At 68.5% G+C, this 19,538-nt stretch carries 16 protein-coding genes; 5 read left to right on the plus strand and 11 right to left on the minus strand.

The features are described from left to right. Positions 1–6: 6 nt before the first annotated feature. Both ACG00Y_RS01545 and ACG00Y_RS01550 read right to left on the minus strand, forming a co-directional pair. On the minus strand, positions 7–3,195 hold the full coding sequence (locus tag ACG00Y_RS01545) for a UvrD-helicase domain-containing protein (protein ID WP_394475506.1): 3,189 nt from the start codon (positions 3,193–3,195) through the stop codon (positions 7–9). Beyond that, on the minus strand, positions 3,192–5,744 hold the full coding sequence (locus ACG00Y_RS01550; protein WP_394475507.1) for a PD-(D/E)XK nuclease family protein: 2,553 nt from the start codon (positions 5,742–5,744) through the stop codon (positions 3,192–3,194). The genes ACG00Y_RS01545 and ACG00Y_RS01550 overlap by 4 nt, the downstream gene beginning before the upstream one ends. 145 nt (positions 5,745–5,889) lie before the next feature. Between ACG00Y_RS01550 and trxA the strand changes: the two genes are divergently transcribed. From trxA to ACG00Y_RS01570, 4 genes are all read left to right on the plus strand, one after another. After that, complete coding sequence (trxA, locus tag ACG00Y_RS01555) at positions 5,890–6,219, plus strand: thioredoxin TrxA (RefSeq protein WP_394475508.1); 330 nt, start codon at positions 5,890–5,892, stop codon at positions 6,217–6,219. Between the two features lie 254 nt (positions 6,220–6,473). Then, positions 6,474–7,739 carry a transcription termination factor Rho gene (rho, locus tag ACG00Y_RS01560; protein ID WP_394475509.1) on the plus strand — a complete coding sequence of 422 codons (1,266 nt, stop codon included), beginning with the start codon at positions 6,474–6,476 and terminating at the stop codon, positions 7,737–7,739. Positions 7,740–7,874: 135 nt separating this feature from the next. Beyond that, positions 7,875–8,126: a type B 50S ribosomal protein L31 gene (locus ACG00Y_RS01565; protein WP_394475510.1), complete on the plus strand. Its 252-nt coding sequence runs from the start codon at positions 7,875–7,877 to the stop codon at positions 8,124–8,126. Between the two features lie 125 nt (positions 8,127–8,251). After that, entirely contained in the window at positions 8,252–9,892 is a 1,641-nt protein-coding gene (locus ACG00Y_RS01570) for a hypothetical protein (RefSeq protein ID WP_394475511.1), read from the plus strand. Here the strand turns inward: ACG00Y_RS01570 and phoR are convergent. The 7 genes from phoR to pstS all read right to left on the minus strand — a co-directional run bounded on the left by phoR (position 9,886) and on the right by pstS (position 16,486). Continuing rightward, positions 9,886–11,253: a phosphate regulon sensor histidine kinase PhoR gene (gene phoR, locus ACG00Y_RS01575; protein ID WP_394475512.1), complete on the minus strand. Its 1,368-nt coding sequence runs from the start codon at positions 11,251–11,253 to the stop codon at positions 9,886–9,888. The genes ACG00Y_RS01570 and phoR overlap by 7 nt on opposite strands. Positions 11,254–11,268: 15 nt before the next feature. Continuing rightward, positions 11,269–11,970, minus strand: a complete 702-nt coding sequence (gene phoB / locus ACG00Y_RS01580; protein WP_394475513.1) for a phosphate regulon transcriptional regulator PhoB — start codon at positions 11,968–11,970, stop codon at positions 11,269–11,271. A 2-nt stretch (positions 11,971–11,972) separates the two neighbouring features. Then, the gene (gene phoU, locus ACG00Y_RS01585) at positions 11,973–12,680 is read right to left on the minus strand and encodes a phosphate signaling complex protein PhoU (RefSeq protein WP_394475514.1); all 708 of its coding nucleotides are present in this window, start codon (positions 12,678–12,680) and stop codon (positions 11,973–11,975) included. A 14-nt stretch (positions 12,681–12,694) separates the two neighbouring features. Continuing rightward, the gene (pstB, locus tag ACG00Y_RS01590) at positions 12,695–13,480 is read right to left on the minus strand and encodes a phosphate ABC transporter ATP-binding protein PstB (protein ID WP_394475515.1); all 786 of its coding nucleotides are present in this window, start codon (positions 13,478–13,480) and stop codon (positions 12,695–12,697) included. An 11-nt stretch (positions 13,481–13,491) separates the two neighbouring features. After that, complete coding sequence (pstA, locus tag ACG00Y_RS01595) at positions 13,492–14,361, minus strand: phosphate ABC transporter permease PstA (RefSeq protein WP_394475516.1); 870 nt, start codon at positions 14,359–14,361, stop codon at positions 13,492–13,494. Then, positions 14,358–15,374 (minus strand): phosphate ABC transporter permease PstC, encoded by a 1,017-nt coding sequence (gene pstC, locus ACG00Y_RS01600; RefSeq protein ID WP_394476172.1) that lies wholly within the window; start codon positions 15,372–15,374, stop codon positions 14,358–14,360. The genes pstA and pstC overlap by 4 nt, the downstream gene beginning before the upstream one ends. 107 nt (positions 15,375–15,481) lie before the next feature. Continuing rightward, positions 15,482–16,486, minus strand: a complete 1,005-nt coding sequence (gene pstS / locus ACG00Y_RS01605; protein WP_394476174.1) for a phosphate ABC transporter substrate-binding protein PstS — start codon at positions 16,484–16,486, stop codon at positions 15,482–15,484. A 271-nt stretch (positions 16,487–16,757) separates the two neighbouring features. Between pstS and ACG00Y_RS01610 the strand changes: the two genes are divergently transcribed. After that, the gene (locus tag ACG00Y_RS01610; protein ID WP_394475517.1) at positions 16,758–17,237 is read left to right on the plus strand and encodes a fasciclin domain-containing protein; all 480 of its coding nucleotides are present in this window, start codon (positions 16,758–16,760) and stop codon (positions 17,235–17,237) included. A 68-nt stretch (positions 17,238–17,305) separates the two neighbouring features. Here the strand turns inward: ACG00Y_RS01610 and glmM are convergent, their stop codons facing one another. Both glmM and folP read right to left on the minus strand, forming a co-directional pair. Continuing rightward, complete coding sequence (gene glmM / locus ACG00Y_RS01615; RefSeq protein WP_394475518.1) at positions 17,306–18,637, minus strand: phosphoglucosamine mutase; 1,332 nt, start codon at positions 18,635–18,637, stop codon at positions 17,306–17,308. Between the two features lie 13 nt (positions 18,638–18,650). After that, positions 18,651–19,493: a dihydropteroate synthase gene (gene folP, locus ACG00Y_RS01620; protein WP_394475519.1), complete on the minus strand. Its 843-nt coding sequence runs from the start codon at positions 19,491–19,493 to the stop codon at positions 18,651–18,653. Positions 19,494–19,538 lie beyond the last annotated feature (45 nt).

The following is a 19,538-nucleotide window of genomic DNA, read 5'->3' on the forward strand; positions in this document are numbered from 1 at the left end:
GCCATTCTAGCTGACAGAAACGAGGCGGCCGGTGCCGCTGATCAAAGCGGCCCGAACGGGCTCGCCCGGCTGCAGTTTCTGGATGGCCGCGACGTAGCTGCGCATCTGCGCGATGTAGGCCGGCTCGCGCTCGGGCGTGGCGCCGAGCTTGTAGTCCAGCACCCACCAGACGCCGTCGTCCAGTTGCACGAGCCGGTCGATGCGGCGGTCCTCGCCGGTCGCGTTGATGGCCACCTCGTTGCCGGCCCAGCGCAGCCGCGCGGGGTCGAAGAAGGGGCGGCAGTCGGGGCTCTGCAGGATGGCGTCGGCGGCAGCGGCCAGGCGCAGGCGGGCGTTCGCATCGAGCGCAAAGGCCTGGCCGGACGAGGCGACCAACACGTCCAGCGGCAACGCCTGGCCGGCCGCACTGGCCCACTCCAGCACGCGGTGCAGGGCTTCGCCGAGATTGGCCTGGCTGGCGTCGTCGGCCGCTCCGTCCTTGACCTGCGCGGGCGGCCCGGTCCAGATCGGCAGGGGCAGATGCAAGGGCAGCGGCAGGTCCAGCGGCGCCTCGTCGCCCTGCTCTGCCAACGCCAGCGGCTGACCCAACGACGACAGCCGAGCCCACCAGCTCGTGTCACTCGCGCCACGCCGGGGCGGCGTGCGGCTGACGATCAGCCGGCGCCGTGCCCGTGTCATCGCCACGTAGAGCGCGTTCAGCTCCTCGCGCTCGCGCAGCGCCTTCTCGTCGGCGATCAGCTCGACCAAGGCGGGTGGCGGGCGGCGTTCGGAGGCGAGGAAGGCCAGCCGCGTCGGCGCCGGTGCATCGACCGGCCAGTCGCAGGCCAGCGACAGCGTCTCGGCGCGCGGTGGCGCGGCGTCCGCATCCAGCAGGATGACGACCTCGGCCTCCAGGCCCTTGGCGCCGTGCACGGTCAGCAGTTGCACGGCGTCGTCGGCCGGCGCGGGCGCGAGCTTCGGCGCACGCGCCTTCAGCGCGCGGACAAAGCCGTACAGCTCCGCAAATCGCCCGCCATCCAGCTCCAGCGCGGCCTGCAGCAGCGCGTTGACGGTGCGCAGCCGGTTCGCTGCCTCGGACGGCGGCGCGGCGGCCAGCAGGCGGGGCAGCAAGTCGCCCTCGCTGACGATGCGGTCGAGCAGCTCATGCGGCGTGCAGCGTGAGGCGACTGTGCGCCAGGCCAGCAGCAGTTGCCGGGCACGGGCAAGCGCCGGGCTGGGTTCGGCCAGGTCGGCCAGCGCGTCCCACCAACCTCGCCGTTCGCGCGGCTCAGCGCCCAGCCACGCAGCCGTGCCGGCGGCCTCGGCCAGCTGCAGCAGGTCGGCTTCGTCAACACCGAACAAGGGGCTGCGCAGCGCCCGCGCCAGCGACAGCGCATGGCCCGGCGAGGCCAGCGCATCCAGCAGCGCGATGAGGTCTTGCGCGTCGGGCAGGTCGGCCAGCCGGTTGTCCTCGGGCGCGACATGCGGGATGCCCGCCGCCAGCAACGCCTCGGCCATCTGCCGCAGCGGCGCGCGCTTGCGGGCCAGCACGAAGACATCGCGTGGCCGCAGGCCCTCGTCCAGCAGCGCGCGGATGGCGCGGGCGACGCGCTCGCACTCGGGCGCGCGGCGGGCGATCTCGGCCTCCACGCGCGGCTCGGTCAGGCTGGGGCGCCAGTAGTCGGGGTCTGGCGCGCTGGTCTCATCAGCGGGCGGTGGGCCATCCAGCGTGAACAGCCCCGCCGCGTCGTCGGCGCCCTGCTCCGTCGTGTGCGACCTGAAGCCCGGCATCTGCGCATTGAAGGCCGCGTTGACGGCGGCCAGCACCTCGGGCGCGTTGCGGCGCGTGTGGTCGCAGGCCAGCGTCACGCCGCCCAGGCCGTCGCGCACGAACTCGCCCGCTGCGGCAAACACACGTGGCTCCGCTCGACGGAAGCGATAGATGCTCTGCTTGGGGTCGCCGACGATAAACACCGAAATCTGCCCGCCGCCCGCGCCGGCATAGGCGCCCAGCCAGCCGTGCAGCGCCTGCCATTGCAGCGGGCTGGTGTCCTGGAACTCGTCGATGAGCAGGTGGCGCACGCGCGCATCCAGCTTCTGCTGCACCCAGCCGGCCAGCTCGGGCTTGGACAGCAGCGCCAGCGCGCCGCGCTCCAGGTCGTTCATGTCGACCAGGCCGCGCTCGCGCTTGAGCGCCTCGAACTCGGCGACCAGCGCCTCGGCCAGCGCCGCCATGTGGGCGTGTTCGATGGCCGCCTCGTGCTGGGCGATGTCAGAGGCGATGGCCTCCAGTGCAGCGCAGGCGGCGAGCTGAGCGGGCGAGTCGCCCAGCCCCTTCTTGGCCGTGCCGGTCTTCGTGAACAGCGCGGCCCACAGCGCGGGGAAGGCGGCTTCATCAGGCAGTGCCAGGGCTTGTTCAAGCGCCGTGGCCGCCTTCTGCGGCGTCAGCTTGCTGCTGGCGCCGAGCGTCACCGCCAGCGCCGCCAGCCGGGGCCGCCAAGGCGCCAGTGCCGCCAGCGGCTCGGCCACGTCGGGCAGGCTGCCCGCCAGCACGCCGGCGCGCACGGCCAGGCGCAACTCGACGCGCTTGTTGAAGGCCGCCAGCAGCCACTGACGCAGGTTGTGCCGGCCGCGTGTCTCGGTCAGCGCCTGGAAGGCCGCCACCAGTTTGGCATCGGCCAGCACGCGGGCATGGAAGCGGCGCCACAGCTGGGGCATCAGCTCGGCTTCGTCCTCGATGAGCTGCAGCTCAGCAGACAACCCTTCCGCCTGCAGCACGGCCAGCGGCGCGGCGCGCAGCAGCTGCGAGAACCAGCCGTGGAAGGTGCGGATCTCGACCGGCCGGCCGCCGCGCAACAACTCGTCCTGCAGGACGGCCAGGCGCGGCGCGGCGGCGCGGGCCTCGGCCTCGCTCATGCCGCGAGCGATCAGCTCGGCCAACCGCTTTTCGTCGCTTGCACCGGCGAACTCGGCCAGCCACTCCAGCAGCCGTTCGCGCATCTCGCCGGCCGCCTTGCGCGTGAAGGTGATGGCGACGATCTCCTGCGGCTGCGCACCCGCCAGCAACGCGCGCAGGATGCGTGACACCAGCATCCAGGTCTTGCCCGCGCCGGCGCAGGCCTCAACGACGGCGCTCCGCTTGGGGTCGCAGGCGAAGGCGTAGAAGCGCTCGCGGGGAATGAGGGCGCCATCGGCGTAGTAGGCGTAGGCACTCATGACCAGTCATCCCTTCGGCACAGGCCGCGGGCCTCGCAGTGTTCACAGGCGCTGCCTTCGCCGAGTGCGGCCAGCGGCTCGCCTTGCAGCATCAGCAGCAGGTCGGTCTGCAAGCCCTCGCGCAGCACCTCGGCCGTCGCCACCACGTCCGGGTGCTCCACGGTCACGACGCCGCCCGGGTCGTCCAGCGCCAGGTAGGCCGCGCTCAGGTCGGGGGCCGCATCCATCAACAGCGCGTAGACGGCCATCTGCGTGTCCTCGAAAGGCTCGGCCACCTTGCTCTTCAGGCTGGCGACGCTGCCGGTCTTGTAGTCCAGCAGCACGCGCTGGCCTTCGTCCGTCGTGTCGATGCGGTCGATGCGGCCGCGCAGCACCAGCGCTTCCAGCGCGCCGTCGAAGGGCGTGCATTGACGGTCCAGCTCGCCGTCAGCAAAGGCCAGGCCGTTGAGTTCGGCGCCGCCCAGCCACAGCACGTAGCGCGGCAGCAGGCGCTCAAAACTGGCGTGCCAGGGCAGGAAGTCGGCCTCATCCAGACCGACGCTTTCGGCCTTGGCGGCGGCCCGCAGTTGGGCCGTTACGTCGCCCGGCTGGCGCTCTGTGTGGAAGCGGTGCAGCACGGCATGCAGCCAGGTGCCGTAGTCGCGCTTCTCGACCTCTGCCTCCAACTCGTCGGCGTCTTGCAGCCCCAGCAGGTGGCGGCTGAAGAACTGGTAGGGGCAGCGGCGCAGCGACTCGACGGCGCTGGCGCTCAAAGCGGCCGGCAGCAGCGAGGCGGCAACGCTGGCTCGCACCACCGGCTGCGGAGCTATGGCCTGCGGCTGGCGCTCATCCACCCAGGGCTGCAACGGTGACTCGCGGCCGGCACGGCGGGCCGCAGCGGCCAGGCGCTCGATCAGCGGACTGGCCGGCAGCGGCTCGGCGCCGGCGCGCGTGCAGCGCAGCAGCGTCAGGATGGGCACACGCAGCGCCTGCGCAAAGGCCTGCGCCTCGGCCTCGCGCTGCTGGGCTTGCGTGGGCAGGCCCAAAGCGGCGGCATCCACATCGCTGAGCAGGCTTAGGGACCTGCCGCCGCGCCCCAGCGTGTCGGCATCGGCACCGGGCAGCACCAGTGCGCCAAACGGCCGCAACATAGCCCGCACCAGCGGCGTGATGACGACCGGCGCGTGGCCCGGGTCGCTGGGCGCGAACTGGCCGGCTTCGAGCACGTCGCCCACCCAGGCCAGGAAACCGGCGCCATCCAGCCGCGCATCACTCAGCACCGCCTCGTGCGCGCTGCCGGGCCAGGGGTTACGCGACAACCAGAGTGCGTTCAACACGCCCTCGCCACCCTCCAGCCCCACCAGCGGCTCGGGCCCCAGCGCCCGCTTCAACTCGAACAGCCACTGCACCAGCGGCCGCCGCCCGCTGCTGGTCAACGGTGCCAGCGCCTGGCGGCGGGACTGCCACAGCGCTTGGGCGGGCAGCTTGTCCATGGCGTCCAGCGACTCGGCGCGGCGAATGCGTTTACGCCGGCACAGCGCTTCGAGTGCCTCCAAGGCCGCTGACGGCTCCGCGCTGAGCTTGAGCCATGCCAGCCAGTCGTCCACCGCGCCACCGCCGAGCGCCGCTCGCAGCAGCGCCATCAGCGTCGAGGCGGCCGGCGTGGTCGCCAATGTCCAGCCGGTCTCGTCATGCAGCGGCACGCCCTGGCGGCCCAGCAGCGCGCGCACGCGGCGCACGACCACGCGGTCCTGGGCGATCAACGCGACAGGCGCCCGACCGGCGGCCAGGTGCTGCAGCACGGCGACGGCGCTGGCCTGGGCCAGGGTCTCGAAATCGGCGCACAGGGCCTCTTCGACGTGCGCGGTCGGCTCGGCGAGCGCGTCCAGGTCAACATCGGCATTCAGCAGCAGCGTCGGTACGTCGCCACGCGTCAGCAGCGCCTGGGCCAGCGGGTCCGGCCCGCCGGCCTGCAGCGCAATCCAGGCGCTGGGGCGGTGGCGGAACAGCGCATCCGTGGCGGGCGCGCGGTCGTCGGACGCGGCCCATTCCAGCGCCACCCAGGTGAGCGCGCGCTCGGTGCCGCCGATGGGGTCGTCGATCAGATGGCGGCGGGCGGCGCCGAACCAGGCGGCACGGTCTGCCGGGTCGCGCTGGCCGGCCGCGCGGGCGAAAGCGTGGGCCGTCTCCACAAGCCGCGCCAGCGCCAGCCGGTAGGCGCGCGGGTCTTCGCGCTTGAGCGTCTGGGCCCAAGTTTGCTGGGCCAGCAGCGTGTCGGCAGCCAGCGCATCCACCGGCGCGTCGCCGCTGATCTGCTGCGGCGCGGCCAGCGGCGTCGGGCCCAGCCCCGAGGCCAGGCTGTGCGTCGTCGACAAGACCGGCAGCCAGCCGCCCCGGGCCAGAAAGGCACGGCGCGCCGGCGCCAGTTGCTGGGCAAACGGCAGCAGCAGCACGGCGTCGCGCAGCGGCGCGTCCTGCACAGTCAGCCAGTCGGCACTGACGGCCGCCACGCGGCGCCAGAAACCGTCGATGTCTTCCCCTGGCGCCAGGCCTACATTGATGACTTGCAAAAGAGCCCTCCCGCCCTGACGTGTGCCTACGCTTCGGTCACCCCGCAGACCGACGGGGCGAAAGTGGCTATGTCACAATCATTTTTGCCTATTCGGACGGCGCCAACGGCGACCCGTCAACCCTTTGAGGCCAAGGAACCCTCCCATGAGCAGCGATTTGATCAAGCATGTTTCCGACGCGTCCTTCGACGCCGACGTCATCCAGTCCGGCAAGCCGGTGCTGGTGGACTACTGGGCCGAGTGGTGCGGCCCCTGCAAGATGATCGCGCCCATCCTGGACGAGGTCGCCACCGGCTACGGTGACAAGCTGCAGGTCGCCAAGATGAACGTCGACGAGAACCGCGAAGTGCCGGCCAAGTTCGGCATCCGCGGCATCCCGACGCTGATGCTCTTCAAGGACGGCCAACTCGCCGCCACCAAGGTCGGCGCCCTCTCCAAGGCCCAGTTGACCGCCTTCCTCGACGCGAACCTATAATCGCGCCCAACTGCTGCAGCGACTCACGCGCCTCCCGGCGCCTCGCTGCAGCAGCCAAAGCCAACACGCCCCGGGTTCCTGGATTCGAATTCAGCACCCAGCCAGCGTGGACTCGGCTCCCCCTCCACCACTGAGTCTTTGTCGAATCGCGTCGCTCGTTGTTTGAGCGATAGACATTCGGCCCTGTTCCGGGGCGGCCGTGGAATCGTCGTTGTGCCTGGGCTGGCACCGCGACCCCTGACGGGTATTCACCCATGCATCTTTCCGAACTCAAAGCGCTACACGTTTCCGCCCTCATCCAGATGGGCGAGGAGCTGGAGATCGACAACGTCACACGCCTGCGCAAGCAGGAGCTGATGTTCGCCATCATGAAGAAGCGCGCCAAGGGCGGCGAGCAGGTCTTCGGCGATGGCGTGCTCGAAGTCCTGCCCGACGGCTTCGGTTTCCTGCGCTCCATCGAAGCCAGCTTCATGGCGTCGACCGACGACATCTACCTGAGCCCGAGCCAGATCCGCCGCTTCAACCTGCACACCGGGGACCTGGTGGAAGGCGAAGTGCGCGTGCCCAAGGACGGCGAGCGCTACTTTGCGCTCGTGAAGGTCGACCGTGTCAACGGCCAGACGCCCGAGGAGAGCAAGAACAAGATCATGTTCGAGAACCTGACGCCCTTGTTCCCCAAGGAGCAGTTCAAGCTCGAACGTGAAGGCTACAAGGGCGAGGAGAACATCACCGGTCGCATCATCGACCTGGTGGCCCCCCTGGGCAAAGGCCAGCGCGCGCTGATCGTGTCGCAGCCCAAGACCGGCAAGACCGAGATGATGAAGAGCCTGGCGCATGCGCTGGTGGCCAACCATCCGGACTGCCACCTCATCGTGCTACTCGTCGACGAGCGGCCCGAAGAAGTGACCGAGATGATCCGCACCGTGCGCGGCGAGGTCATCAGCTCGACCTTCGACGAGCCCGCCGCCCGCCACGTGCAGGTGGCCGAGATGGTCATCGAGCGCGCCAAGCGCCTGGTGGAGCTGAAGAAGGACGTGATCATCCTGCTGGACTCGATCACGCGCCTGGCTCGCGCCTACAACAACGTGCTGCCGTCGTCGGGCAAGGTGATGTCGGGCGGCGTGGACTCCAACGCGCTGCAGCGCCCCAAGCGCTTCTTCGGCGCGGCGCGCAACATCGAGGAAGGCGGCTCGCTGACCATCATCGGCACCGCGCTGATCGACACCGGCTCGCTGATGGACCAGGTTATCTACGAAGAGTTCAAGGGCACCGGCAACTGCGAAATCCATCTGGACCGCCGCATGGCCGAGAAGCGCGTCTACCCGTCCATCCTGATCAACAAGTCCAGCACGCGCCGCGAGGAGTTGCTGCTGAAGCCGGAGATCCTGCAAAAGAGCTGGATTCTGCGCAAGCTGCTCTACAACATGGACGAGATCGAGGCGATGGAGTTCATCCTCGAGAAGATGAAGGCGTCGAAGAACAACCATGATTTCTTCGACATGATGCGGCGCGGCGGGTAACTTCAGCCCGAAACCAGCCAGACCGCAGGGAAGCCCGCTATAATCGCGGGTTTTCCGCCCCAGACAACCCGGAAAGTGCGTCGACAGCGATTCGAGAATCGTCGGCGTGGCTCCCGACCTAGCCAAGAGGTTCCCATGAAAGAAGGCATTCACCCCAACTACCGCGACGTCGTGTTCATCGACCAGTCCAATGGTTTCCAGTTCGTGACGCGCTCCACCGTGCAGTCCAAGGAATCCATCGAGATCGATGGCAAGAAGATGCCGCTGGTGAAGCTGGAAACCACCAGCGAGTCGCACCCCTTCTACACGGGCACGCAAAAGAGCATCGACAACCTCGGCGGTCGCGTCGAGAAGTTCCGCAACAAGTTTGCTCACCTCAAGAAGTGATCGCTTGGCGGCTGTTTCGGCCGCATCGATGTCAAAAGGGCAGCTTTCGCTGCCCTTTTGCTTTTTGTCATTCATGAACCTCGTTTGACGGCATCATGCCGGCCGGTTTCAACGAACTCTCGCGCGTGAATCTCCCCACCCCCGCCATCGTCGCCGAGCGCGGCGTCGAGCGCCTGCCGCGACTGACTCTGCTGCTGCTGTGCGCGGCCTATCTGCTGCCCGGCATCTTCGGCCGTGCGCCCTGGCGCAATGCCGACCTGACGTCGTTCGGCTTCATGGCCAGCATCGCCCAGGGCAAGGCACCCTGGTGGCAGCCGGCCATCGCCGGCATCCCGGCGGAGGGCGGCCCCCTGCCCTACTGGTTGGGCGCGCTGGCGATCAAGGCCCTGCCCTTCCTGGACGCGCCCGTCGCCGCGCGGCTGCCCTACGCCCTGGTGCTGGCGGGCGTGTTCGTCGCCGTCTGGTACGCCTGCTTCCACCTAGCGCGCACCGATGCGGCCCAACCGGTGGCCTTCGCCTTCGGCGGCGAGGCCCATGCCGTCGGTTACGCCCGCGCGTTGGCCGACGGCGCGCTGCTGGCACTGATGGCCTCGCTGGGCCTGCTGCAACTGGGCCATGAGACCACGCCCGAGCTGGTGCAACTGCTGGCCGTGTCGGTCTACGTCTACGGCCTCGCTGCTGCCCCCTTCCGACGCTGGCAATCGCGGCTGGCCGTGCTGGTGGCACTGCCGGTGCTGGCGGCCAGCGATGCGCCGGCGGTCGCCTGCGCGCTGGGCCTGCTGGGCCTGCTCGTCAACCACCTGTCCAGCTACGACGAGGCCAGGCGCCAACGTGTCTGGTTGCTGGCCGCGCTGACACTGGCCGTGTTGGGCGCGTGGGCGTTCAACGGCTGGGCGTGGCGGGTCAGGCAAGACCTGGATGTGGGGTCGCTGCTGAGTCTGCTGGCCTGGTTCTGCTGGCCCGCCGGGCCGCTGGCGCTGTGGACGCTGTGGCGCTGGCGGCGACACGGCCTGCGCCGCCACATCACGGTGCCGGCTGCGGCGTTGCTGGTGCCGCTGACAGCCTGCATCGCGATGGAGGGCTCCGACCGCGCGCTGCTGCTGGCCCTGCCGTCGCTCGCCATCCTTGCAGCCTTCGCGCTGCCCACGCTGACGCGCAGCTTCGCGGCGGCGGTGGACTGGTTCTGCGTCTTCATCTTTTCCGCCGTCGCGCTGTTCGGCTGGCTGTACTACCTGTCCATGCACACCGGCTGGCCGGCGCAGCCGCTGGCCAACATGCGCCGCCTGGCCGAGGGCTTCGAGCCGCAGTTCAACCCGCTGGCACTGCTGTTCGCGATCGTCGCGACGGCCGCCTGGCTGGCGCTGGTGCGCTGGCGCACGGCGCGGCATCGCCATGCGCTGTGGAAGAGCCTGGCGCTGCCGGCTGGCGGCGTCGCGCTGGGCTGGCTGCTCGTCATGAGCCTGCTGCTGCCGCCTCTGGACTACGCGCGCAGCCTGGCGCCGCTGGTGGAACGCCTGCGGGCGCACATGCCGGCCAACGTGCAATGCCTGGCCGCGCCGGGCCAGAGCCTGCCGACGCTGGCGGCGCTGGAATGGCATGGCGGCTGGCACGTCGAGGGCCGCGGCTCGCTGGCCCGCACGGCGTGCAGCCACGCGGTGCTGTCAACCGGGCAAGCGACGCCTGCAGGTTGGCGGGTCGTGGCTCAGGTCAAGCGGCCGACCGACCGCAGCGGCAGCGCCGGCCTGGTTCTGCTCAAACGTCAGTGATCTGACAAGGCAGCAGCGTTGAACGCTGCCTCATCGCCCAGCGCCGAATCGCTGGCTTGGCGGATGCGCGCTGCGGGGAAGGCCAGGCGGAAGCGCGAGCCCTTGCCGACCTCGCTCTGCACCATCAGCTCGCCGCCATGGCGCTGCATGACGTGCTTGACGATGGACAGGCCCAGCCCGGTGCCGCCGGTCTCGCGGGAGCGGCTGCCATCCACCCGGTAGAAGCGCTCGGTCAGGCGCGGGATGTGTTCACGCGCGATGCCGGGGCCGGTGTCGATGACGGTCAGCTCGCCGCTGCCGTCGTCCAGCAGGCGCCACGCGACCTCGACCTCGCCGCCCTCGGGCGTATAGCGCACGGCGTTGGTGACAAGGTTGGCAATGGCGCTGAGCAATTCGCTCTCGATGCCGGCCAGCTCGACGCCGGTGACGGGCTTGAGCGCGAGGCGATGACGGCCGCCCGACAAAGCCTCGGCATCGGCCGCGATGCGCAGCAGCAGGCCGTCCAGGCCCACCCAGCGGTCGGGCCCGGGGCGCGGGCTGCCCTCCAGCTGGGCCAGCGTCAGCAAGTCGGCCACCAGCGTCTGCATGCGCTGGGTCTGCTGGTTCATCAGCACGATGACGCGCTCGCGCTCCGCCGCCGTCAGCGGCAGCGAGTGCATGGTCTCGATGAAACCGGACAGCACAGTCAGCGGCGTGCGGATCTCATGCGAGACATTGGCGACGAAGTCACGCCGCATGGCTTCGGAGCGCACACGTTCGGTGATGTCCAGTGTCAGCACCAGGCGCATGCCCTCGCCGTACTCGCGCACGACGATGGACAGCGTGCCCGGGCCGCGGCCGTTGCCCAGCACCAGCGGCTCGGCAAAGTGGCCGGCCTGCAGATAGGCGACGAAGGCCGGCGCACGCACGAGGTTGGTGATGCGCTGGCGCAGGTCGCGGCGCGGGTCCAGAGAAAAGTGGTCCGCCGCGACACGGTTGCACCAGACGATCTGCTCCTGCGGGTCCAGCATCAGCACGCCGTTGGGCGAGGCCTCGATGGCGGACAGGAACTGCGCCAACTCCAGCTTGCCGCGTGCCACGGCCCGGTCACGGTCGCGCATGGCCCGTTCGACGCGATAGCCGAGTTCGCCCCACAGCCCGGTATCACGGGGGGCGCTCTCCTGCTGGGTGCCGCGCAGCCAGTTCAGCAGCCGGCTGCCACGCACCGCGTCGACCAGCAGCACCAGCCCGACACCCGTGAGGACACCGAACGCAAGACCGAGGCTGTCGATGCCGGTGGCTGCACGGACCGTCGCGCCGACAACAAATCCGAACAGCGCAGCGCCCAGGGCCTTCAGCAGCCGTGACAGCAACCAACTCATTACTGCGGACGAGACTCAGGCAGAGAGCGCGCTGCTCTGCTGGGTCAGGCGGTAGCCGGCACCGCGAACGGTCTCGATCATGCGGGCGCATTGCACACGCTCCAGCGCCTCGCGCAGCCGCTTGACGTGGACGTCGATGGTGCGCTCCTCGATGAAGACGTGGTCGCCCCAGACGCGGTCCAGCAGCTGCGAGCGGCTGTGCACGCGCTCGGGGTGCGTCATCAAAAAATGCAGCAGGCGGAACTCGGTGGGGCCGAGCTTGACCTCTGCCCCGTCGCGGCTGACACGGCGGGTGCCCGGGTCCAGCAGCAGCGGCCCGATCTCGACCGCGCTGTCCAGCGCCTCGGGCGCCTTGCGGCGCAGCACGGCGCGGATGCGAGCCAGCAGCTCGTTGGTCGAGAAGGGCTTGGTGATGTAGTCGTCAGCGCCCGCGTCGAGGCCGGCAATCTTGTCGCCCTCGTCGGCACGCGCCGTCAGCATGATGATGGGCAGCTCCTTCGTGCGCGCCGCGCTGCGCCACTGGCGCGCGAGGGCCACGCCGCTCTGGCCGGGCAGCATCCAGTCCAGCACGACGAGGTCGGGCAGCACGCGGTCGACCTCGTACTGGGCCGAGGTCGCGCTGGCGGCCAGCGTCACCTCGAAGCCGGCGTGGCGCAGGTTGATGGAGATCAGCTCGGCAATGGCCGATTCGTCTTCGACGACCAGGATGCGGCTCATGCTCAACGCACCATCGTTTCGACGGCTTCGGGCGTGTTGTGGCGCACGTCCTGGCCCTTGACCACGTAGATGACGACCTCGGCCAGGTTCTTGGCATGGTCACCCACGCGCTCGATGGCCTTGGCCACGAAGACCAGGTCGATGGACGAGGAGATGGTGCGCGGGTCTTCCATCATGTAGGTGATGAGCTTGCGCAGCAGGCCGTCGAATTCCTTGTCGATCTCGTCATCGTGCTTGAGCACATCCAGCGCCCGCTCCACGTCCAGGCGGGCGAAGGCGTCGAGCGCCTTGCGCAGCTGGCTGGTGGCCAGTTCGGCCTCGAAGCTGAGGTCCGACATCGGCACGCGCAGGCGGCTCGACACGCCGCTGGACACGAGGCGCTGGACGGTGCGGGCGATGCGCGCAGCCTCGTCGCCGACGCGCTCGAGGTTGGCGATGCTCTTGCTGATCGCGATCAGCAGGCGCAGGTCGCGGGCCGTGGGCTGGCGGCGCGCGATGATGGTCGAGAGATCGCGGTCGATCTCGATTTCCATCGCGTTGACGCGGCCTTCCTTGGCCAGCACCTCGTCGGCCGACTCGGGGCTGAAATCGCTGAGCGCCTGCACCGCTTGAGCCACCTGGGCTTCGACGAGGCCGCCCATTTCCAGCACGCGGGTCGAGATGCCGCTGAGTTCGGCGTCGAATTGAGTGGAGAGATGTTTGTCGACCATGTGGTTCTCCTGGATCAGCCGAAGCGACCGGTGATGTAGTCCTCGGTGTCCTTGCGCTTGGGCTTCATGAAGAGCTCAGCGGTCGGTCCGAATTCGATGAGGTCGCCCAGGTACATGTAGGCGGTGTAGTCCGAGCAGCGCGCGGCCTGCTGCATGTTGTGCGTCACGATGGCCACCGTGTAGTCGGCCTTCAGCTCGTGGATCAGTTCCTCGATCTTGCCCGTGGAGATCGGGTCCAGCGCAGAGCAGGGTTCGTCGAGCAGCAGCACTTCGGGCTTGATGGCGATGCCGCGTGCGATGCACAGGCGCTGCTGCTGGCCGCCGGAGAGGCCGGAGCCGCTCTGGTTGAGCTTGTCCTTCACCTCGCCCCACAGGGCCGCCTTCTTCAGCGCCCATTCGACGCGTTCGTCCATCTCGACGCGCGGCAGCGTCTCGAACAGCTTCACGCCAAAGGCGATGTTGTCGTAGATGGACATCGGGAAGGGCGTGGGCTTCTGGAAGACCATGCCGATCTTGGCGCGCACCAGCGAGACATCGTCCTTGCTGGCCAGCACGTCCTCGCCGTCCAGCAGGATCTGGCCTTCGGCGCGCTGCTCGGGGTAGAGCTCGAACATGCGGTTCAGCGTGCGCAGCAGCGTGCTCTTGCCGCAGCCCGACGGACCGATGAAGGCGGTGACCTTGTTCTCGGGGATGTCGAGGTTGATGTTCTTCAGCGCGTGGAAGCTGCCGTAGTAGAAGTTCAGGTTGCGCACCGAGAGTTTGGCGCGCTCGCCCACGGGCGTTTCGATCTTGGCGTCCATGATCGGGGTCCTTAGTGTTTGTTCTTGAAGAGCACGCGCGCCAGGATGTTCAGCAGCAGCACGCCAATGGTGATGATGAACACACCCGCCCAGGCCAGCTTCTGCCAGTTCTCGTAGGGGCTCATCGCGAATTTGAAGATCGTGACCGGCAGGCTGGCCATGGGCGCGCCGAGGTCCGAGGTCCAGAACTGGTTGGACAGCGCCGTGAACAGCAGCGGTGCGGTCTCGCCCGAGATGCGGGCCAGGGCCAGCAGGATGCCGGTCAGCACGCCGGCGCGGGCCGACTTCAGCGTCACCGACAGGATCACCTTCCACTTCGGCGTGCCCAAGGCGTAGGCAGCCTCGCGCAGCGCGTTCGGGATCAGGCTCAGCATGTTCTCGGTGGTTCGGATGACGACCGGGATGACGATCAGCGCCAGCGCCAGGATGCCGGCGAAGCCCGAGAAGCTCTTCATCTTCGCGACCACGACCGCGTAGATGAACAGGCCGACGACGATGGACGGCGCGGACAGCAGGATGTCGTTGATGAAGCGCACCGTGCTGCCCAGCCAGGTCTTCTGGCCGTACTCGGCCAGGTAGACACCCGCCAGCACGCCGATCGGCGTGCCCAGCAGCGTGGCCAGGCCAACCATGACGATGGAGCCGAAGATGGCGTTGGCCAGCCCGCCGGTCTCGGCCATGGGCGGCGGCGTCATCTCGGTGAAGGTCGCCAGCGCGAGGCCGCCGACACCCAGGCGCACGGTCTCGAACAAGATCCACAGCAGCCAGAACAGGCCGAAGGCCATGGCGGCCAGCGACAGGGTCAGCGCGATGGCGTTGACCCGCTTGCGCTTGGCATGCATGGCCAGGCGCTTGGCATCCAATGCGGTTGCAGCACTCATGAACGCGCTCCCTCGTTCTTCTTCAGTTGTGACAACAGCACCTTGGAGCAGGCCAGCACCACGAAGGTGATGAAGAACAGCACCAGGCCCAGGTAGATCAGCGAGGCCTGATGCAGGCCCTCGCCGGCTTCGGCGAACTCGTTGGCCAGCGCCGAGGTGATGCTGTTGGCCGCCTCGAACACCGACAGCGAGTTCAGCTGGTTCATGTTGCCGATCACGAAGGTGATGGCCATGGTCTCGCCCAGGGCGCGACCCAGGCCCAGCATGATGCCGCCGACCACGCCGGTCTTGGTGTACGGCAGCACGACCCGCCAGACCACCTCCCAGGTGGTGGCGCCCAGGCCGTAGGCGCTTTCCTTCAGCATCGGCGGCGTGACCTCGAAGACATCGCGCATCACGGCAGCGATGAACGGAATGATCATGATGGCCAGGATGATGCCGGCCGACAGGATGCCGATGCCCACCGGCGGGCCCGACACCAGCGCGCCCAGGAAGGGCACGCCCGTCAGCAGCGACTGCAGCGGCTGCTGCACATAGGTCGCGAGGATGGGGCCGAACACCAGCAGGCCCCACATGCCGTAGACGATGGACGGCACGGCGGCCAGCAACTCGACCGCCACGCCCAGCGGACGGCGCAGCCAGTTGGGCGACAGCTCGGTCAGGAACAGCGCGATACCGAAGCTCACCGGCACCGCGATCAGCAGCGCGATGAAGGAGGTCATCAGCGTGCCGTAGATCATCACCAGGCCGCCGAACTTCTCCTGCACGGGGTCCCATTCGCTGGTCCACAGGAAGCCCAGGCCGAACTCCTGGATGGCCGGCGCGGCGCCGATCAGCAAGGACACGATGATGCCCACCAGCAGGGCCAGCGTCAGCCAGGCGGCACTGTGGGCGAGCAGTGAAAACACGGTGTCGGCCCAGGGCGCGACGCGACGGCGCGTCGGCGGCGTGCCTTGAGGCTGGGCGCGCTCTGCCGGGCGGTCTTCAGACCCGAAGTTGTTGGCTGGGAGTATTGCGGCCACAGGGCCTCCTGGGGGTCAGGCGTTGAAAAGTCGGTGGCAGATTCGACAACAGCCCGGCAGCGTTGACTGCCGGGCCGCCGAGGCTGCTCAGTTCAAGATCACTTGAAAGCGATGGCCTTGCCCGAAGCGTCCTTCAGGTTGTCCGTCCACTGCTTGCGGACCAGCGCCTTGACGCTGTCCGGCAGCGGCACGTAGTCCAGATCGTCGGCCATCTTGTCGCCGTTGGCATAGGCCCAGTCGAAGAACTTCAGGCTGGCGGAGCCGCTGGCCGGCTTTTCCTGAGTCTTGTACATCAGGATGTAGGTCGGGTTGGTCAGCGGCCAGGCGTCCTTGCCGGGCTGTTCGGTCGTGATCTGGTAGAAAGTCTTCGTCCAGTCGGCACCAGCGGCAGCAGCCTTGAAGGCGGTGTCATTGGGCGTCACGAAATGGCCGTCCTTGTTGCGCATCAAGGTGTAGGTCATCTTGTTCTGCTTTACGTAGGCGTACTCGACATAACCGATCGAGTTGGGCAGGCGCTGGACGAAAGCTGCGACGCCCTCGTTGCCCTTGCCGCCGGCGCCGGTCGGCCAGTTGACGGCCGTGCCCTCGCCGACCTTGCTCTTCCACTCCTCGTTCACCTTGGACAGGTAGTTGGTGAAGATGAAGGACGTGCCCGAGCCGTCGGCGCGGCGCACCACGGCAATCGCGGCGTCCGGCAGCGGGACGCCAGGGTTCAGCGCCATCAGCGCGGCGTCGTTCCACTTGGTGATCTTGCCCAGGTAGATATCACCCAGCAGCTGGCCTGTCAGCTTGATCTGGCCCGGGGCGATGCCCTTGATGTTGACCACCGGCACGACACCGCCGATGACGGCGGGGAACTGGATCATGCCGTCCTTGGCCAGCTCTTCGTCCTTGATCGGCATGTCGGTCGCGCCGAAGTCCACCGTCTTGGCCTTGATCTGGCGAATGCCAGCGCCCGAGCCAACGGACTGATAGTTGATGCGAACGCCGGTCGCCTTGTTGTAGGCATCGGCCCACTTGGCGTAGATCGGCGCCGGGAATGTGGCGCCGGCGCCGGTGACGTCCTGGGCAAGTGCCACCTGGGCACCGAACAGGCCGGCCATGGCGGAAATGAGTGCGAGCGACTTGCTGACCTGGACAGATTTCATCTGAGACACCTTCCGCAAAGCGGTTTTGACGATGGACGGCATCCTAGGGATCGAATGTGACGATTCGGTGACCTTCATGCAATCCGTGCGGACATTGGAGCGCGATGAGGCTTCCATGTGAAGCGGTCTGGGATGCTTTGTGACACCGTCATCTGGCATTCACGCAACCGTCATGTCGCACTCCTAGAGTGCCTTCCGGTCAACTTCTGCCCCACTGGAGCCCCGCATGATCCGTCCCACGACCCTGATCGCCCTGGCGGCCGCCAGCCTGCTGGCCGCCTGCGCCACGACGCCCGCACCCGCCCCGCTGGCCGACACGCTGGCGCGCGAGCCCCAGCTCAGCACCTTCAACCGCCTCGCCGCCCAGGCCGGCCTGACCGAGCAGTTGCGTGCCGCTGGCCCGCTCACCGTGTTCGCACCCAGCGACGAGGCCTTCAAGGCCGTGCCGGCCAAGACGCTGGAGGCGCTGGCCGCCGATCCGGTTCAGTTGAAGGCCGTGCTGAGCTATCACGTCATCGACGGTCGCATGGCAGCGGCCGACGTCAGGACCGGGGGCGCCAAGTCGCGTCAGGGCGCCAACTTGGCCCTGGCGAAGGCCGGCAGCTTCATCACCGTGGACGACGCCGTCGTGCAGCAGGCCGACATCGTGGCGACGAATGGCGTGGCACATGTCCTTGACCGCGTACTGATGCCGCCGAAGAAGTAAACCGCCAGCCGGCCGACCCCATGCAACAGGCCGCCCGAGGGCGGCCTGTCTTGCGAGCACCTGACGCTTCAGGCCGAGACCGCGTCCACCAGCCGCTGGGCGCAGCGCTGTGCCAGGCCAGCGTCCGACGCCTCCACCATCACCCGCAGCAGCGGCTCGGTGCCGGAGGCGCGGATCAGGATGCGGCCGCGGTTGCCCAACTCGGCGATCACCGCCGACTGCTCCTCGGCCAGGCGGCGGCTGCTCTGCCAATCCTGGCCAGCGGCCAGCCGGACATTGATCAGCGTCTGCGGGAACAGCTCGACACCCTTCAGCTGCTCCGCCAGGCTGCGCCCGCTGCGGCAGACGGACTGCAACACCAGCAACGCGCTGACGATGCCGTCGCCGGTCGTGTGCTTGTCCAGCGCCAGCAGGTGGCCCGAGCCTTCGCCACCAAGCTGCCAGCCACGCGCGGCCAGTTCCTCCAGCACGTAACGGTCGCCCACCTTGGCGCGCACGAACTCGACATCGCGCGAGCGCAGCGCCAGCTCGACGGCCAGGTTCGTCATCAACGTGCCGACGGCCCCCGGCACGCGCTGGCCCTGGGCCAGGCGGTCCGTGACCATGGCGTAGAGCAGTTCGTCGCCGTTGTAGAGACGGCCGCTGCCGTCGACGAGCTGCAGCCGGTCGGCGTCACCGTCCAGCGCCACGCCGTAATGGGCGCCATGGGCCTTGACGGCCTCGACCAGCGCGCCGGGCGAGGTCGCGCCGAAGCCGGCATTGATGTTGAAGCCATCCGGCTTGCAGCCGATGGAGATGACCTCGGCGCCCAGTTCGTGGAAGACGTCAGGCGCGACGTGATAGGCAGCACCGTTCGCCGCGTCGACGACGATCTTCAGCCCCTTGAGCGTCAGGTCGGAGCCGAAGCTGTTCTTGCAGAACTCGATGTAGCGGCCGCGTGCATCCTCCAGGCGCTTGGCGCGACCCAGGCTGGCCGAGTCCACCCACTGCGGTGCCTCGTCCAGCGCGGCCTCGACGGCCAGCTCCCAGGCGTCGGGCAGCTTCTCGCCCTTGGCCGAGAAGAACTTGATGCCGTTGTCCTGGAAGGCGTTGTGCGAAGCGCTGATGACGACGCCCAGGTCCAGGCGCAGCGCGCGGGTCAGATAGGCCACGCCCGGCGTCGGCAGCGGGCCCGTCAGCAACACGTTGACGCCCGCCGATGCGAAGCCAGCCTCCAGCGCCGACTCGAGCATGTAGCCAGAGATGCGCGTGTCCTTGCCGATCAAGACGGTAGCGCGCGGGCTGGTCTTGCGCAGCACGCGGCCGACTGCATGGCCCAGGCGCAACATGAAGTCTGGTGTGATGGCACCCTGACCGACCGTGCCTCGGATGCCGTCGGTTCCAAAATATTTTCGGCTCATCGAGCTCTTCCCTTTATGCAGTGGGCGCAATTTTCGCCGCATCCACGGCGGCCCAGACCTTGAGCGCGTCCACTGTCGCAGCGACATCGTGCACACGAATCACGCTCGCACCGGCACTCACTGCCCGCAGCGCGGCCGCCAGGCTTGCCGGAAGGCGCTGCTCGACCGGCCGGCCGGTGATGTCGCCCAGCGTGCGCTTGCGTGACCAGCCAACCAGCAGCGGGTAGCCCAGCGCCGTCAGGCGCTGCTGGCCGGCGAGCAGCCGCAGGTTGTGGTCGGCGGTCTTGGCAAAGCCATAGCCAGGGTCCAGCGCGATGCATTCCCGGGGGAAGCCTGCGTCAAGCACTGCCTCAGCTCGCTGGGCCAGGAAGTCGCCGACCTCCGCCACCACGTCGCCGTAATCCGCCAACGCCATCATTGACGCCGGCTCGCCGCGCATGTGCATCAGGCACACGCCCGCACCGCTGCCGACGACGGCAGCGAGCGCGCCCGGCAGTTGCAGCGCCTGCACGTCGTTGACGATGTCCGCACCGGCATCCAGCGCGCGGCGCATGACCTCGGGCTTGCAGGTATCCACCGAGACCGGCACGCCCAGCGTCACGGCCGCAGCCAGCACCGGGGCGATGCGCGCCCATTCATCGTCGGCGGCCACCCTCGGCGCCCCGGGCCGCGTCGATTCGCCGCCGATGTCCAGGATGTCCGCCCCTTCCGCCACCAGGCGCTCGCAATGCGCCACGGCCGCGCGGCTGTCGTCATGACGGCCGCCGTCCGAGAACGAGTCGGGCGTCACGTTGACGATGCCCATGACGCGCGGGCGGCTCAGGTCGATGTGGAAACGGCGGGTCTGCCAGTGCATGGGTCGGCCAATGAAAAGGGCCCGGTCAATGCCGGGCCCGTCGTG

Source organism: Pelomonas parva, assembly GCF_043555835.1.
GTDB classification, from domain to species: Bacteria; Pseudomonadota; Gammaproteobacteria; order Burkholderiales; family Burkholderiaceae_C; genus Pelomonas; species Pelomonas parva.

Excerpts from the sequence above, each read along its gene's own strand:
- ACG00Y_RS01610 (WP_394475517.1), top strand. The coding sequence starts at position 16,758 with ATGATCCGTCCCACGACCCTGATCGCCCTGGCGGCCGCCAGCCTGCTG.
- ACG00Y_RS01565 (WP_394475510.1), top strand. The coding sequence starts at position 7,875 with ATGAAAGAAGGCATTCACCCCAACTACCGCGACGTCGTGTTCATCGAC.
- pstA (WP_394475516.1), bottom strand. The coding sequence starts at position 14,361 with ATGAGTGCTGCAACCGCATTGGATGCCAAGCGCCTGGCCATGCATGCC.
- rho (WP_394475509.1), top strand. The coding sequence starts at position 6,474 with ATGCATCTTTCCGAACTCAAAGCGCTACACGTTTCCGCCCTCATCCAG.
- folP (WP_394475519.1), bottom strand. The coding sequence starts at position 19,493 with ATGCACTGGCAGACCCGCCGTTTCCACATCGACCTGAGCCGCCCGCGC.
- pstS (WP_394476174.1), bottom strand. The coding sequence starts at position 16,486 with ATGGCCGGCCTGTTCGGTGCCCAGGTGGCACTTGCCCAGGACGTCACC.
- phoU (WP_394475514.1), bottom strand. The coding sequence starts at position 12,680 with ATGGTCGACAAACATCTCTCCACTCAATTCGACGCCGAACTCAGCGGC.
- phoB (WP_394475513.1), bottom strand. The coding sequence starts at position 11,970 with ATGAGCCGCATCCTGGTCGTCGAAGACGAATCGGCCATTGCCGAGCTG.
- ACG00Y_RS01545 (WP_394475506.1), bottom strand. The coding sequence starts at position 3,195 with ATGAGTGCCTACGCCTACTACGCCGATGGCGCCCTCATTCCCCGCGAG.
- pstB (WP_394475515.1), bottom strand. The coding sequence starts at position 13,480 with ATGGACGCCAAGATCGAAACGCCCGTGGGCGAGCGCGCCAAACTCTCG.
- trxA (WP_394475508.1), top strand. The coding sequence starts at position 5,890 with ATGAGCAGCGATTTGATCAAGCATGTTTCCGACGCGTCCTTCGACGCC.
- phoR (WP_394475512.1), bottom strand. The coding sequence starts at position 11,253 with ATGAGTTGGTTGCTGTCACGGCTGCTGAAGGCCCTGGGCGCTGCGCTG.
- glmM (WP_394475518.1), bottom strand. The coding sequence starts at position 18,637 with ATGAGCCGAAAATATTTTGGAACCGACGGCATCCGAGGCACGGTCGGT.